We start from the raw sequence: 15909 nt of genomic DNA, 5'->3' as shown, positions 1-15909 counted from the left end.
TCGGGGGCGGCTGGTCCGGGGGCGGGCGGGGGTCCGGGGCGGGGCGCCTCAGACACCGACCCGGTGGTCGGTGGGGACGTACTGTCGGTCGAGGATGTCCTGTACATCGACGTGCTCTCCAGCGATGATCGTCTCGGCCGCGTGCGGGGTGAGCAGCGCGACGTGCTGATAGCCGAACAGCGTCGGCCGCACGCGGGTCAGCAGTTTCGACGCCCCGCCGAGTGCGGCGGCGAGCGGTCCCCGGCCGAGCAGCGACCAGAACGGCGCTCCGGTGGAGGAGAGTTCCAGGACGTCGTAGCCGGCGGCGCGCACGGTGCGGCGCAGGCTGGCGCGGGTGAAGAAGCGCAGATGCGTCTCGTCGAGGATGCCCCGGCGGTCGTAGTCGAAGGCGCCCGCGGCGACCCGCAGCCGGGAGTACCAGTGGCTGAAGTTGGGCACCGAGAGCAGCATCCGGCCGCCGGGCCTGAGCACCCCGGCCGCGGCGGCGAGGATGTGTCCGGGGCGGGAGAGGTGTTCGATGACGTCTCCGGCCACCACGTAGTCGAAGCCGGTCCCGGCCTCGGGAGGCAGCCCTTCCTCCAGGTCGGCGAGGTGGAAGTGGCTGCACCGCTCGCGGACGCCGGGCACCTCGACGTAGTCCACGCCGGTCACCTCGTGGCCCAGGTCCTCAAGGCGTTCGGCGAACAGGCCGCCGGAGCAGCCGAGGTCGAGGACCCGGCCGGGGGGCAGGGCGCGCATCTTCTCCAGGATGACCGCGTGCGAGGAGCCGTCGCCCTCCTTGAAGGCGTACTCGACGGGCTTGGGAATCCACGGGCAGGTGCCGAACCCCTTGACGGCCAGCCGGTATTCGAGGACGTCCTTGACGACGTCCTTGGCGTACTTCATGCCGTTGACGTAGCAGATCTCGTCGCCGTAGTAGGTGGGGACGGGGATCTCCTTGATCCGCATGCCCGCGTTCAGCAGCTGGACGATGATCTGGGTGTCGAAGTCGAAGGCGTCGGTGTTCCGGTCGATCGGCAGCCGCTTCAGGGCGGCGACGCTGTAGGCGCGGTAGCCGGAGTGGAATTCGGTGAGGTCCGAGCCGAGGAGCCCGTTCTCCAGCCGGGTCAGGATGCGGTTGCCGAGCCACTTGTAGACGGGCATGCCGCCCTTGAGGGCGCTGCCGGACGTCATCATCCGTGACCCGAACACGGCTTCGCACTCGCCGCGTTCGATGGGCGCGACCATCTCGGGGAGCAGTTCGGGGGCGTACTGCCCGTCGCCGTGCAGCAGCACGATAATGTCGAGGCCGTGTTCGGCGGCGAGCGCGTAGCCGGCCTTCTGGTTGCCGCCGTAGCCGAGGTTCTTGGTGTGCCGCATGACCACGGTGCGCGGCATGCCCTCGGCCTGCGACCAGCGGCAGCCCGCCGTGAAGGTGGCGTCGTGGCTCGCGTCGTCGAGGATCAGGATCTCGTCGATCCGGGCCCGGAAGTCCTCCGGAATCCGGTCGAGGGTCTTCTCCAGCGTTGTCTCCGCGTTGTACGCGACCACCAGGATGCCGATCCTGGGGCTCGGGCTTTCCTTCACGGGGCGTTCTCCAGTTGCGCTCGGGGTGCGGTGCCGGGGTGGGGGACGGGGGGCGGGGACGTGGCGAGGAGGCGGCGCAGTCCGGTGGCGAGGCCGGCCGCGAGGACGAACCAGGCGGCGGCGCCCAGGTACAGCACGAACTCGTTCCAGCGGACGGCGGAGCGCCCGCTGTAGCCGAGTACGGCGACGAGTCCGGCGACCGCGCTGTACGCGCATCCCTCGACCGGGCCGAGGACGAACATGCCGGCGGCCGCCCAGGTCAGGTACTGGAGGCCGGAGGCGGTGGACAGCAGGAGCAGCAGCCCCAGGGTGAGGGCGACGACGCCGGGGACCCGGTCGGGCCGCAGCCACGCGAGCCACGTTCCGGCGGCCACGCAGGCCAGCACGAACAGGAAGTGGCCGCCGCCCTGCATGAAGGCGATGGCGGGTTCGGGCAGGCCCAGGACGTCCGCGAACCGGACCAGGCCCCACAGCCGGTAGCCGCCGCCCGCGTACTCCAGGACGTTGCGCTCCAGGTCCAGGGGCACGGTGAGCAGGGCGGGCCCCCAGATGAGGGCGGTGAGGCCGGTGAAGCCGGCGGCGAAGCGGACGAGGACCGGCCGGCCGCCGCGGAACGCGGCGACGAACAGGGCCGGGACGACCACGACCGGGATGAACTTGACGCTGATGGAGAGCGCCGCGGCCGTGCCCGCCGCGAGCGGCGCCCTGCGGTCGGCCAGCAGGTGGGCGGCGGCCAGGGCGAACGCGACGGCGACGGCGTCGGTGTTGCCGTGGTAGCCGGAGGTCGCGATGAGGACCGGGCTGACGGCGACGCCGATGCCGCACAGCATCGCGGTGCGCGGGGTGGCGCGGCGGCGGACGATCTCGAACACCAGGAGCGCGCAGGCGAAGTCGGCGGCCGACGCGGGGAAGCGGATCAGGGTGGCGAAGGAGAACCCGAGTCCGGTGAGGTGGTCCAGGCCCAGCAGCATCCAGCCGGCCAGCGGCGGGTGGTTGTAGACGGGCAGGCCGGGCAGCGGCTGGGCGTAGATGTGGACGGGGCCGTACCCGGTGATGGCCTTGGCGAATCCCTCGAAGATCCGTACGTCGGCGGGGCCGGGTGAGTTGGCCGCGATGATCATACGGGTGAGGAGGCCCGCGATCGCCGCGCCGAGCACGGCCACCCTGGCCCGCCGTACGTCCGGTTCGCCCCACATTCGGATACCCATGAATCCAGAACGTAGCAACTTGACGACGCTATGCGACGTACCGAATCGTCACCGTGGCGTAAACCCTGGACCGGGTCGGGCCCCGGAAACGCCGATGCCCGGCCGGTGCGGGCACCGGCCGGGCAGGGGGGCTCCCGCGTGGGCGGGGGTGTCGGCTACAGCATGCGGTCGACCACGCGGGCGGTGGCCCGGCCGTCGTCGAGGTCGCAGAAGTCGTGCCGGAACTGCTCGTACGCCTTGGCGTGTCCGGCGATGGCCTTCTCCGGGTCGCGCAGCGCGGCGATCAGGTCGTCCGATGCCGGGATCAGCGGCCCGGGGGCCCGCGACTCGAAGTCGAAGCTGAAGCCGCGCAGGGTGTCGCGGTAGTGCTCCAGGTCGTAGGTGTGGAAGAGCATCGGCCGCCCGGTCTGGGCGAAGTCGAACATCAGCGAGGAGTAGTCGGTGACCAGGGCGTCGCTGATGAGCATGAGTTCGCCGACGTCCGGGTAGCGCGAGACGTCCCTGACGAAGCCGGTGCCGCTGTCCGGCAGCCGGTCGGTGACCATGTAGTGACGGCGTACCAGGAGCACGGTGTCCTCGCCGAGTTCGCGCTCGGCGGCGGCCAGGTCGAGCTGGAGGCCCAGCGAGTAGCGCCCGCCGCCCAGGCGCTGGTCCTCGCGCCAGGTCGGCGCGTACAGGACGACGCGCTTGCCGGCCGGGATGCCCAGCTTCTCGCGTACGGCGGCGGCCACCTTGGCCCGGTCCGGGGCGTGGAAGATGTCGTTGCGCGGGTAGCCGCACTCCAGCACCTCGCCCTCGAAGCCGAAGGAGCGGCGCAGGACGGGCGTGGAGTACGTGTTCGGCGAGACCAGGAAGTTCCACTGCTTGGCCCGGTCGGCGAGGGTCGCGATGTACGCGGCGTTCGCCTGGGCGGTGCCCGCGAGTTCCAGGCCGATGCGCTTGAGCGGGGTGCCGTGCCAGGTCTGGACGACCGTCTGGTCCTCGCGGCGCGCGAACCACTCGGGCAGCTGGGTGTTGGTGACGATGTAGCGGCTGCGGGCCAGCGCCTCGTGCCAGGCGACCGAGCCGTGCTCGACGACGGTCGCGCCCTCGGGGATGATCGCCTGCTGGTCGCGGACGACCCAGATGTGCTCCACCTCGGTGCCCCGGCGCACCAGCTCCTCGTAGACCGCGCGCGGCGAGTCGGAGTACTGGCGGCCGTCGAAGGTGCTGTACAGCGCGGCGGCGCGCAGCGGCTCGGAGCGCTGGGCGGCGTACGCCTCGCTCAGCAGGCGCTTGGCGCGCGGGCCGCGCTCGGCGGCGGTGAGCACGGAGCCGGAGACGACGAGGAGCTGGTCGCCGAAGCGGCGCTCCAGGGTGTAGTCGCGGTCGCGCAGCCGGCGGGTGGCGGGCAGGGTGTGGAAGGCGGAGGCGGGGATGCGCAGCGCGCGGTCGCCGCTCTCGTCGGCGGCGCCCTTGTCCCGGAAGAAGAAGTACCAGTTGCCCTCGCCGAGCGGCAGCGCGCCGCCCGGGCCCTCGACGGCGTCGGGCCGCAGCTCGGCGCGGAAGCGGCGGGCGCCCTCGGGGCCGGTGAACTCGACCGGGAAGACCTGCTCCTCGCGGTGTCCGCTGTTCTGCGCGACCAGCTCGACCGGGTGCTCCGGGTCCTCGGGGTAGTTGCCCTCCAGGAACAGCCGGCCGTCCTCGGTCCAGCTGGCCAGCTCGACGGCGGGCTGCACGGGCCGGTCGCCGATCACCAGGTTGCCGCGCGAGCTGGTGACGAGGGCCAGTTCGCGGCGGGCGCCGTCCGGTCCGTCGGCGAGCGGGTAGCGGCCGGGGTGCACCGAACCGGGCACGTCGAGCGGGGCCTTGAGGCCCTTGCCGACGAGGTGGATGCTGTACGAGACGCTCTTGGGGGCGTCCTCGCCGGCGGGGCGGTTCTCCTCGACGGCGGCGAGCGGCAGTTCGGCGGTGAAGCGGCTCCAGCCGGCTCCGGCGCCGGAGCCCACGGTGGCGGGCACCTCGAAGGTGGTCTTGGTGCCGCCGTGCGTCAGACGCAGCGTCAGTTCGCCCTTGACCAGGCGGGTGCGGACGACGCCGGAGACGGTGACGGTGCCGGGCTTGTCGCCCGCGTGCGTCTCGAACCGGGCGTCCACGCGCTCGGCGTGCAGCACCAGCTTGTCGCCGTCGAAGGCGGGGACGATGCGGTGGTCGCCGTCGGGGCGGTGGACGGGCGGGGCGACGGAGGCTTCGCGGACCGAGGGGAAGGCACGGCGCAGCAGGCCGTTGCGGGCGATGCCGACCTCGAACTGCCAGGTGAGCTGCTTGGGTCCGCTGTCGGCCTGGATGCGGAGCTTGGCGGCGTCCACGGAGGTCTCGAAGCCGGAGCGGTGGTAGTCGTGCAGGCTCTGGCGGGAGCGGGCGGTGGCCTCGGGCTCGTCGACGCGGCGCAGCCGGAGCGGGACGACGTTGCGCCGGCCGGCCCGGAGCCAGCCCAGGCGGAACTCGCTGGGCCCGGAGGTGACCGGGAGGTTGCGCACGTACGCGTAGCCCTTGAGGAACAGCTTGCCGTCGCGCCACTGGGCGTCGCGCAGCCGGGCGGCGAGCGGCAGGTCGCGGTCGGCGACGCGCAGCACCGGGGCGGGCACGGGCCGGGTGAGCACCGGGTAGTGGGCCTGGCGTCGGCGCACGCCGCTGACCTCGAAGGCGCCGGGCTCGCTCTTCTCCCTGAGCAGCAGCGCCAGCAGCTCGTCCATGCGGTGCTCGCGGACCAGGTACCACATCACGCGCAGGCGCAGCGGCAGCCCGTCGAGGACCGCGGGGTCGACCTGGTCGATGAACTTGTTGGTGTACGTGAGGAAGGCGTCCCGGTACTCCTGGTCGCCGTCCGGCAGGACCTCCATGAAGTACCAGAGGTCGTTGGCCAGCGCGTGGGCCTCGTAGTGGTTCTTGTCGGCGGCGGTGCGCTTCGCGGCCAGGAACTCGGAGACGCCCTGGACGTGGGCGACGCGGTCGTGGATGCCGCGGACGACGGCCCGGCTGGTGGTGATGGAGCCGGGGCGGTCGCGCCAGTAGTAGACGGGGTCCTTGACGATGTCGACGGCGTCGGCCAGGAAGTGGGCGGGCAGCACGACGGGGATGTCCTCGTACAGCGCGCCGACCGGGAAGGCGAACTCGTTCCTGTCCCAGAAGGAGCGGCGGAAGACCTTGTTGCAGGCGATGCGGTCGCCGAGGAGGTCCAGGTCGCGCGAGACGTGGGTGCGCTTGCGGGTGGTGGCCATGGGCTTGCGGAACATCGGCGACTGCACGAGCTTTCCGCCGGCCCGCAGCCGCAGCACGTTGCCGGAGGCCAGGTCCGAGCCGGTCTCCTCCAGCGACTCGACGAGCAGCTCGTAGGCGTTCGGCGGGATGATGTCGTCGCTGTCGCAGAAGGCCAGGTAGCGGCTCTCGGGGTGGGAGTTGCGGAAACCGGTGTTACGGGCGTGCCCCAGCCCGCCGTTCTTCTGCCGGACCAGCTTGAAGCGGTCGTCGCCCGCGGCGAACTCCTCGGCCAGCGCGGCGCTGCCGTCGGTGGACCCGTCGTCGACCATCACCACCTCAAGGTCGGTCATGGTCTGCTCCGCGAGGGACTTCAGGCAGTCCGTCAGGAAGAGTTCCACGTTGTAGACGGGGACAACGACACTGAGCCGTGGCGGCATGTTGAGCACGTCCGTTCATCAAGGGCCTGGCTATCCATGGGGCTCAACCGCGAAGGCGGTCGCGGGTCACCGGTTACGGTCCCGAACGAGTGACTACGCCTGCACCGTGCTCGCCCCGCGCCCACACCCCGGAAGGCCCGGTGGGCGGCCCGCCCACCAGATTAACCGATCGACGGGTGCCCCCTAAAACACGCTTGCACACCCGTTCGGGCCTTCACTCGCCGGGGGTCGGGCCATGGGTGAGCGCCGTCACGGCGGAGGCGGCGAGGTCGTCCAGGTACCCCGGCGGCAGCTCGCCGCGGACCACCGCGAGCCGCCAGTAGAGCGGCCCGACGATCAGGTCCAGGGCCCGGTCGGGGTCGCTGCCGGGCGGCAGCTCGCCCCGGTCGACGGCGTCCCGGACGACCACGGCGGCGATGCCCTCCCGCGGGTCGAGCAGGGCCGCCTTGATGGCGTCGGAGATCTCCGGGTTGCGGGCCGCCTCGACCAGCAGGTCCGGGATGACCTGGGAGGCGAGCGGGTGGCGCAGGGCGTACGCGGCCAGTTCGAGCACGGCGCGCACGTCCCCGTGCAGCGAGCCGGTCGCGGGGGCGGGCAGACCCTGCGCGGCGACGGCCGAGACCAGGTCCAGCACCAGGTGCAGCTTGGACTTCCAGCGCCGGTAGACGGCCGTCTTGCCGACGCCGGCCCGGCGCGCGATGCCCTCGATGGACATCCGCGCGAAGCCGACCGCCGCCAGCTCCGCGAACACCGCGCTGCGGATGGCGTCGGTCACGTCCTCGCGCAGGACGGCGGCTCCCGCCGGGGCTCGGCGGCGGCTTCCGGGGTCGGTGGTCATGGCCGAATCATAGTCCGCGACGACGAAACGGTTGCGTTCCGACGTCGTGACGTCCTAACCTCTGCGTTGCGACGAAACGGTCCCGTCCCGTCGCTGGGCGGCACTCCCCCGCCTATACGCCGCGCCCCCGCCTGCCCGCCTCCCGTCGAAAGCGATCGTGGTGAGCCAGACAACAGCCCCGGCCCCGGTGGACACCCCGCCGCCGACCGCCCCGCCCGTGTACGGCCCCGGCGAGCTGGCCGAACTCGCCGCGCGCCACGGCCTGACCGTGAGCGGTGCGCGCCCCTCCCTGCCGGCGTACGTACGACAGCTGTGGGGGCGCCGGCACTTCATCACGGCGTTCGCCACGGCCAAGCTCACCGCCCAGTACAGCCAGGCGAAGCTCGGCCAGATCTGGCAGATCATGACCCCGCTGCTCAACGCGACGGTCTACTACTTCATCTTCGGCATCCTGATGAAGACGAAGCACGGCGTACCGGACTTCGTGCCCTTCCTGGTCACCGGCGTGTTCATCTGGACGTTCACCAGCTCCTCGATCACCGCCGGCACCCGCGCCGTCAGCGGCAACATCGGGCTCGTCCGGGCGCTCCACTTCCCGCGCGCCTCGCTGCCCATCGCGCTCGCCCTGCAACAGCTGCAGCAACTGCTCTTCTCGCTGGGCGCGCTGGTCCTGATCCTGCTGGCGTTCGGCCAGTTCCCGCAGCCGGCCTGGCTGCTCGCGGTGCCGGCGCTGGCCCTGCAGGCCGTCTTCAACACCGGCGTCTCGATGGTCATGGCCCGGCTCGCCGCCCGCACCCCGGACATCGCCCAGCTCACCCCGTTCGTCCTGCGCACCTGGATGTACGCCTCGGGCGTGATGTGGAGCATGGACACGATGCTGAGCGGGGACCGGGTCCCGCACTGGGTGAAGCTCGCCCTGGAGCTCAATCCGGCGGCCGTCTACATCGACCTGGTGCGCTTCGCGCTGATCGACAGCTTCGGCGGGAACCAGCTGCCCCCGCACGTCTGGGCCGTCGCGGCCGGCTGGGCGCTGCTGTGCGGCGCGGGCGGGTTCCTGTACTTCTGGAAGGCCGAGGAGAGTTACGGACGTGGCTGAGCGCATGGATTCCGCGGTGCCGACGGTCGTCGTGGACGACGTCCACATCACGTACCGGGTCAACGGCGCCCGCACCGGCCGGGGCAGCGCCACCTCCGCGCTGAGCCGGATCGCCTCGCGCCGGAAGGCTCCGGGCGTGCGCGAGGTGCACGCCGTCAAGGGCGTCAGCTTCGCCGCGTACAAGGGGGAGGCGATCGGGCTGATCGGCTCCAACGGCTCGGGCAAGTCCACCCTGCTCAAGGCCATCGCCGGGCTGCTGCCCGCCTCCAGGGGCCGCGTCCACACCCACGGCCAGCCCTCGCTGCTCGGCGTCAACGCGGCGCTGATGAGCGATCTGACCGGCGAGCGCAACGTCGTGCTCGGCGGCCTGGCGATGGGCATGACCCGCGCGGAGATCCGCGAGCGCTACGACGGGATCGTCGACTTCTCCGGCATCAACGACAAGGGCGACTTCATCACGCTGCCCATGCGCACGTACTCCTCCGGCATGGCGGCCCGCCTCCGCTTCTCCATCGCCGCCGCCAAGAACCACGACGTGCTGCTCATCGACGAGGCCCTGTCCACCGGCGACGCCCGCTTCCAGCAGCGCAGCAAGGACCGCATCCGGGAACTGCGCGAGCAGGCCGGCACGGTGTTCCTGGTGAGCCACCACAACAAGTCGATCACCGAGACCTGCGACCGGGCGATCTGGCTGGAGGCCGGCGTCCTGCGCATGGACGGCCCGGCCAAGGAGGTCATGCGGGAGTACGAGAAGGCCACCGCCAAACGCTGAGGTCTACCACGGTAAACGCCGGGGGCGGTCGCGGGAATGTTCCCGCGACCGCCCCTTTCGGCTTTCGGCCGTTCCCGACTAGACGTGCGTACGCAGCAGCGTCCGCATCGTCCGCATCGCCACCGACAGGTTGGCGAGGTCGAACGCGTCCGACCCCTGGATCTCCTCCAGCGTGGACCGCGACCGCGCCAGGATCGCCGCGTTCTTCTCCTCCCACGCGTCGAACCGCTCCTGCGGCGAGGACGCCCCGTTGCCCACGCTCAACACGTCGGCGGTGAGCGCCGCGTGCGCCGCGTACAGGTCCTCGCGGATGGACGCACGGGCCATGGACTGCCACCGGTCCGCGCGCGGCAGCTCGATGATCCGGTCCATCAGCTGGGTGATCCCCAGCCGGTCCGCGAGGTCGTAGTACACCTCGGCGACGGCCAGCGGCTCCTTGCCGGTGCGGTCCGCGATCGCCACGATGTCGAGCGCGGGGAAGGCCGAGGAGAACCCGGCGACGCGCTGCGCCAGCTCGTCCGGGACCCCGGCGGCGGTGAGCTCGTCCAGGATGCCCTGGTACCACTCCTGGTCGGCGCCCCTGAGCATCTTGGGCAGCGCGGCCCAGACCTGCTCGACGCCGTCGCGGAAGAAGTCGACCGTCCCGGCGATGGCCAGCGGCTGCGGCCGGTTGCCCAGCAGCCAGCGCGAACCGCGCTCGACGAGCCGCCGCGAGTGCAGCCGGATACGGGTCTGCACATCGGCGGCGACCTCGTTGTCGAGGGCCTCGACGGCGTCCCACACCTCACCGAGGCCGAAGATCTCGCGGGCCGCGACCTGCGCCCGCACGATCTCCTCGATGGAGGCGCCGGTCTCCTCCCGCAGCCGGTGCAGGAACGTCGAACCGCCGCTGTTGACGGTGTCGTTGACCAGCACCGTGGTGATGATCTCGCGCCGCAGGGCGTGCCCGTCGACCGCCTCCGGGAAGCGGGCGGTGAGCTGCTCCGGGAAGTAGGCGTGCAGCAGCTTCTGCAGGTGCGGGTCGTCCGGCAGGCTGGTCCCGATCAGCTCCTGCGCGGCGGTGATCTTCGTGTACGCGAGCAGCACGGCCAGCTCCGGCTGGGTGAGCCCCTTGCCGGCGCTCAGCAGCTCGCGGATCTGCCGGTCGCTGGGCAGGAACTCCAGCGCCCGGTCGAGGTGCCCGTCCCGGCCGAGACGGCGCATGAAGCGCTGCTGGGCGTGGAGCAGGGACGGCGCCTGGGAGATCGAGTTGGCGAGGGCGGTGTTCTGCGCGTAGTTGTTGCGCAGCACCAGGCGGCCGATCTCGTCGGTCATCTCGGCGAGCAGCGCGTTGCGCTGCTTGACGGTCATGTCACCGTCCCGCACGAGCCCGTTGAGCAGGATCTTGATGTTCACCTCGTGGTCGGAGGTGTCCACACCGGCGCTGTTGTCGATCGCGTCGGTGTTGATCCGGCCGCCGTCGCGGGCGAACTCGATGCGGCCGAGCTGGGTGCAGCCCAGGTTGCCGCCCTCGCCGACGACCTTGGCGCGCAGGTCGGCGCCGTTGACGCGGATCGGGTCGTTGGCCTTGTCGCCGACGTCCGCGTTCGACTCGGCGCCGGCCTTGATGTACGTGCCGATGCCGCCGTTCCACACGAGGTCGACGGGGGCCTTGAGGACGGCCTGCATCAGTTCGGCGGGGGTCAGCTTGCTCACGCCGGCCTCGATGCCGAGCGCCTCGCGCATATGGGCGTTGACCGGGATGGACTTGGCGCTGCGCGGGTGGACGCCGCCGCCCGCGGAGATCAGCTCCTTGTCGTAGTCGGCCCAGGAGCTGCGCGGCAGGTCGAAGAGGCGGCGCCGCTCGGCGTAGGAGGTCGCGGCGTCCGGGTTGGGGTCGATGAAGATGTGCCGGTGGTCGAAGGCGGCGACGAGCCGGATGTGCTCGGAGAGCAGCATGCCGTTGCCGAAGACGTCACCGGACATGTCACCGACGCCGACGACGGTGAAGTCCTCGGTCTGGGTGTCGTGGCCCAGCTCGCGGAAGTGCCGCTTGACGGACTCCCAGGCGCCGCGGGCGGTGATGCCCATGCCCTTGTGGTCGTACCCGGCGGAGCCGCCGGAGGCGAAGGCGTCCCCGAGCCAGAAGCCGTACGCGACGGCGACCTCGTTGGCGATGTCGGAGAACTTCGCGGTGCCCTTGTCGGCCGCGACGACGAGGTAGGTGTCGTCCTCGTCGTGCCGGACGACGTCCTTGGGCGGCACGACCTCGCCGGCCACCATGTTGTCCGTGATGTCGAGCAGCGCCGAGATGAAGGTGCGGTACGCGGCGACGCCCTCGGCCAGCCACGCGTCCCGGTCCACCGAGGGGTCGGGCAGCTGCTTGGCGACGAAGCCGCCCTTGGCGCCGACCGGCACGATGACGGTGTTCTTCACCATCTGCGCCTTGACCAGGCCGAGGATCTCGGTACGGAAGTCCTCGCGCCGGTCCGACCAGCGCAGACCGCCTCGGGCGACCTTGCCGAAGCGGAGGTGGACGCCCTCCACGCGCGGCGAGTAGACCCAGATCTCGAACGCCGGGCGGGGCGCGGGCAGGTCCGGGATGGACTGCGGGTCGAACTTCATCGACACGTACGCGTGCGGCTCGCCGCTGTCGGCGCTCTGGCCCCGTTTGTCGCTTCCCTCGCTCGCGCTCTGGAAGAAGTTGGTGCGCAGGGTCGCCTTGATGACGGTGAGGAAGGAGCGCAGGATGCGGTCCTCGTCAAGCGAGGCGACCTGGTCGAGCGCCCCGTCGAGCTCTTCGAGGAGCCCGTCGGTCAGCTCGGTGCCGGCGGCCTGGCGGCCGGGCGACATGCGGGCCTCGAAGAGCGAGACGAGCAGCCGGGTGGTGTGGACGTTGTTCTGGAGGGTGGACTCCATGTAGTCCTGGCTGAACGTGGAACCGGCCTGGCGCAAGTACTTCGCGTAGGCGCGCAGCACCACGGCCTGCCGCCAGTCGAGCCCGGCGCTCAGCACCAGCGCGTTGAAGCCGTCGTTCTCCGCCTCGCCGGTCCATACGGCGGCGAAGGCGTCCTGGAAGCGCTCGCGGGCGCCGTCCGCCAGATAGCCGTCGTTGGAGGCGGCCTGCGGCATCCGCAGCCCGAAGTCGTAGATCCAGGCGTGCGTACGGTCGGCGCAGCGCAGCTCGTACGGGCGCTCGTCGACGACCTCGACGCCGAGCCGCTGGAGGGCGGGCAGCACGGCGGACAGGGAGACCTGCTCACCGGTGCGGTAGATCTTGAAGCGGCGTTCGCCGGGGGCGGCGCCGACCGGCTCGTAGAGGCTGAGCGAGAAGTCGCGGCTGTGCTGCTTGAGCGCTTCGAGATGGATGATGTCGGCCACCGCGGCGCGCGCCGAGTGGTCGGCCTTGTAGCCCTCGGGGAAGGAGTGCCCGTACTGGCGGAGCAGTTCGGCGGCGCGCTCCTCGCCGCACTCGGCGGTCAGCGCCTCCTGGAAGCCGTCCGCCCAGGAGCGGGCGGCCTCGACGAGCCGGGCCTCGATGCGTTCGGCCTCGCCGTCCGTGAGGCCGAGCAGCTCGCTGCCGGGGGCGACGCGGACGACGAAGTGCAGCCGGGAGAGGATCGATTCGGTGTTCCAGGCGGTGAAGTCGACGCTGGTGCCGTTCAGTTCCTCCTTGAGGATGTCGATCAGCCGCAGCCGGACACCGGTGGTGTAGCGGTCGCGCGGCAGGTAGACGATCGCGGAGTAGTAGCGGCCGTACTCGTCCTGGCGCAGGTAGAGCCGCAGCCGGCGGCGCTCCTGGAGGTAGAGGACCGAGGTGACGACCGAACGCAGCTGGTCGACGGGGGTCTGGAACAGCTCGTCGCGCGGGTAGGTCTCCAGGATCTGGAGCAGGTCGCGGCCGTCGTGGCTGTTGGGGGTGAACCCGGCGCCCTCCAGGACCTCGGCGACCTTGCGGCGGATGACGGGGACCCGGCGCACGGACTCGGTGTACGCGGCGGACGAGAAGAGGCCGAGGAAGCGGCGCTCGCCGACGACGTTGCCCTCGGCGTCGAACTTCTTCACGCCGACGTAGTCGAGGTAGCTGGGGCGGTGCACGGTGGCCCGGCTGTTGGCCTTGGTCAGGACGAGGAGCTTGTGCTCGCGGGCCTTGGCGCGGGCGTCGGCGGGCAGCCGGTCGAAGGAGGGGCTGACCGGATGGGCCTCGTCCTCGGTGTGGTGCGGGTCGGAGCGCAGGATGCCGAGGCCGGTGCCGGGGACGGCGGCCAGCGCGTCGGTGTCCGTCAGCTCGTACTCGCGGTAGCCGAGGAAGGTGAAGTGGTCGGCGGCGAGCCAGCGCAGCAGCTCCCGCGCCTCGTTGACCTCGTCGTCGGCCAGGTCGTCGAGCGGTTCGCCGGGCAGGTCGTCGGCGATGCGCAGCGCCGCGTCCCGCATCTTCTCCCAGTCCTCGACGGTCTCCCGTACGTCGGACAGGACGCGCAGCAGGTCGTTCTGGATCTGCTTGAGGTCGGCGCGGTCGGTCTCGCGGTCGATCTCGACGTGGATCCAGGACTCCACGAGGGCGTCGTGCGGCAGTCCTGTCTTGTCCTTGGCGCCCTTGCCGCCGTCGCGGCCGGTGCCCTCGGTGAGGACCTCGACCAGCTTGCCGGTGACGTCGCGGCGGACGACGACCTGCGGGTGGATCACGACGTGGATGCCGCGGCCCTGGCGGGACAGCTCGTTGGTGACGGAGTCGACCAGGAAGGGCATGTCGTCGGTGACGACCTCGACGACGGAGTGGCTGCAGGTCCAGCCGTTCTCCTCGACGGTCGGGGTGTGCACCCGGACGTTCGCCTTGCCCTGCGGGCGCTCCTCGGCCAGCCGGTAGTGCGAGGAGGCGGCGCCGAACACGTCGATCGGGTCGCGGCCCACGATGTCCTCGGGGGCGGTGTGCAGGTAGTAGCGCTGGAGATAGGAGAGCAGGACGTCCTGGGGGGAGCGATCCTGTCCGGCCCCCGCGGAGCCTTCGGCGACGTGGACGCGGGGGGCCCCGCCCGGCCCGCCGACACCACCGCCCGAACTGTTGTCAGCTACCTTGGCAGCCCGTGCGAGCAGCTCGGCCTTGGCTTCGTCCAGCTTGGTCTGCATGTCCTCTGGCTCCTGTCGCGCGCCGTTGCGTGACGTAGGTGAAAAGGTCGGCGTAACGCCGCGACGCGGGGTTTCCGGTCTGGGTCGACGCTATGCCGCGGTGAGAGATCCCCGTGACCTGATCGCCCATTTTCAGCGGTCGGTCCGGGTGGGAGGGATCAGTCGAGGCAGCCCGGACGCTGTGGCGCTCCGGGCGCGGGCCGGGGGCTTCGCTGCCCCCGAGGCGTATCGCGCTGATCACGAGGTCCAGGCTATCTCGCCCGCGCCCGTGACCGTCACGATCCGGATGTGTACAAAAGAACGACGCGAAGTTTGACACTCTGGACAGGGCGGGCACGCGGGCACGACGAACCGGCCGACGGGCGGGGCAGACCGGCCGACAGGGGTGGGGCGAGCGGTCCCGATGCGGCTAGCGGGTCAGCTGTTCGGCGAGCGCGGTGGCCTCGACCAGGGTGTCCACGACGGGCACACCGGCCTTCTCCAGGCTGGCCCGGCTGTGCGAGCCGCCCGTGTACAGCACGGCCCGGGCACCGACGTGGGCGGCGGCCACGGCGTCGTCCACCGCGTCGCCTATGACGACCGTGTGCCGGGGGGATATTCCCTCCAGGGCCGCGAGATGCCGCGCCATGTACTGCGCCTTGCTGCCGCCGGACGGGCCGGTACGTCCGTCCACCCGTACGAAATGGCGCTCTATGCCGAACCCGCGGACGACGGGGAGCAGCTCGTCGTGCCGGTACATGCTCATGATCGACTGGCTGCGGCCGGTGAGCTGCCACTGGGCGAGCAGGTCGGCGGCCCCGGCGGTCAGCCCGCAGGCCCCGCGCTGCTGCGTGTAGGAGCGGTGGAAGACCCCGTCCATCCGCTCCCACTCGGCGTCGGTGGGGAGCCGGCCCATGAGGCGCTCGTAGAAGCGGGGTATCGGGATGCAGTACATCTCCCGGTACTGCTCCACCGTGATCGGGGCGAGGCCGACCTCGCCGAAGGCGGCGTTGGTCGCGCCGACGACGGCGGTGTTGTCGTCGAGCAGCGTGCCGTTCCAGTCCCAGACCAGATGTGTGCGGTGGTCCCCCGGTGCGATCCCCATGCGGAGAAAACTACTCGCCCCCACTGACAACGCGCCCGCCTACCCGATCAGGCCGGGGATCTCCTGCACCCCGAACCACAGCAGCTCATGGTCCTCGGCGCCGTCCACGGTGAACTGCGCGTCGTCGTCCCCGAGGTCGGCGGCGCCCAGCGCGGCCGCGGCGGCCGTCACGTCCTCGTCCGCCTCGTCGGAGTCGACGTGCACCGCGGCGGCCTTGGCCAGCGGGACGGCGGAGGCGATGGTGACCTCACCGAGCGAGGAGGCGTCCAGGATGCTGTCCGGGTCGGCGACCGCGGCCCCGTCCGGCACGTCCACGGCGACGACGACCCGGCGCCTGGCCGCCTCCGGGTCCCCGGCGATCAGCCGCAGCGAGGCGGAGGCGGCCCGGTTGAGCGCCGCGTACTCCAGCTCCTCGATGTCGTCCGAGACGTACCACTCGCGCAGCGCCGGGGTGACGGCGTAGGCGGTGAGCGGGCCGGGGCCCAGTTCACCGGCCCGGTGCGCGGCGGCGAGACCGGTGAGGGTCAGGGGTACGTACACGCGCATGGGCTCCGCCGCTTTC

Annotated in this window: 9 protein-coding genes; 2 read left to right on the top strand and 7 right to left on the bottom strand. The window is 71.4% G+C overall.

The features are described 5' to 3' along the window. Positions 1-48: 48 nt before the first annotated feature. The 4 genes from DNK56_RS05505 to DNK56_RS05490 form a co-directional block, all read right to left on the bottom strand. Positions 49-1566 (bottom strand): bifunctional glycosyltransferase/class I SAM-dependent methyltransferase, encoded by a 1518-nt coding sequence (locus DNK56_RS05505; RefSeq protein ID WP_111330973.1) that lies wholly within the window; start codon positions 1564-1566, stop codon positions 49-51. Further along, on the bottom strand, positions 1563-2762 hold the full coding sequence (locus DNK56_RS05500) for a glycosyltransferase family 39 protein (RefSeq protein WP_111330972.1): 1200 nt from the start codon (positions 2760-2762) through the stop codon (positions 1563-1565). Before DNK56_RS05500 ends, DNK56_RS05505 begins: the two co-directional genes overlap by 4 nt. 167 nt (positions 2763-2929) lie before the next feature. Beyond that, a complete protein-coding gene (locus DNK56_RS05495; protein WP_111330971.1) occupies positions 2930-6460 on the bottom strand; it encodes a bifunctional glycosyltransferase/CDP-glycerol:glycerophosphate glycerophosphotransferase in 3531 nt (1176 codons plus the stop codon). A gap of 205 nt (positions 6461-6665) precedes the next feature. Further along, positions 6666-7289: a TetR/AcrR family transcriptional regulator gene (locus DNK56_RS05490; protein WP_111330970.1), complete on the bottom strand. Its 624-nt coding sequence runs from the start codon at positions 7287-7289 to the stop codon at positions 6666-6668. A gap of 157 nt (positions 7290-7446) precedes the next feature. On the opposite strand from DNK56_RS05490, the gene DNK56_RS05485 reads away from it, so the two are divergent. Both DNK56_RS05485 and DNK56_RS05480 read left to right on the top strand, forming a co-directional pair. Then, on the top strand, positions 7447-8385 hold the full coding sequence (locus DNK56_RS05485) for an ABC transporter permease (protein WP_111330969.1): 939 nt from the start codon (positions 7447-7449) through the stop codon (positions 8383-8385). A gap of 4 nt (positions 8386-8389) precedes the next feature. Next, positions 8390-9157 carry an ABC transporter ATP-binding protein gene (locus DNK56_RS05480; RefSeq protein ID WP_111330968.1) on the top strand — a complete coding sequence of 256 codons (768 nt, stop codon included), beginning with the start codon at positions 8390-8392 and terminating at the stop codon, positions 9155-9157. Between the two features lie 78 nt (positions 9158-9235). Here DNK56_RS05480 and DNK56_RS05475 read toward each other — a convergent pair whose 3' ends face one another. From DNK56_RS05475 to DNK56_RS05465, 3 genes are all read right to left on the bottom strand, one after another. Further along, positions 9236-14263, bottom strand: a complete 5028-nt coding sequence (locus DNK56_RS05475) for an NAD-glutamate dehydrogenase (protein ID WP_111330967.1) — start codon at positions 14261-14263, stop codon at positions 9236-9238. A 409-nt stretch (positions 14264-14672) separates the two neighbouring features. Continuing rightward, a complete protein-coding gene (locus DNK56_RS05470; RefSeq protein ID WP_111330966.1) occupies positions 14673-15347 on the bottom strand; it encodes an HAD family hydrolase in 675 nt (224 codons plus the stop codon). A gap of 39 nt (positions 15348-15386) precedes the next feature. Next, positions 15387-15893: a DUF6912 family protein gene (locus DNK56_RS05465; protein WP_111330965.1), complete on the bottom strand. Its 507-nt coding sequence runs from the start codon at positions 15891-15893 to the stop codon at positions 15387-15389. Positions 15894-15909: the final 16 nt, after the last annotated feature.

Origin of the sequence: Streptomyces sp. AC1-42W, assembly GCF_003248355.1 — a bacterium.
GTDB lineage: Bacteria > Actinomycetota > Actinomycetes > Streptomycetales > Streptomycetaceae > Streptomyces.
This window is presented reverse-complemented; position numbering and strand designations above follow the sequence as displayed.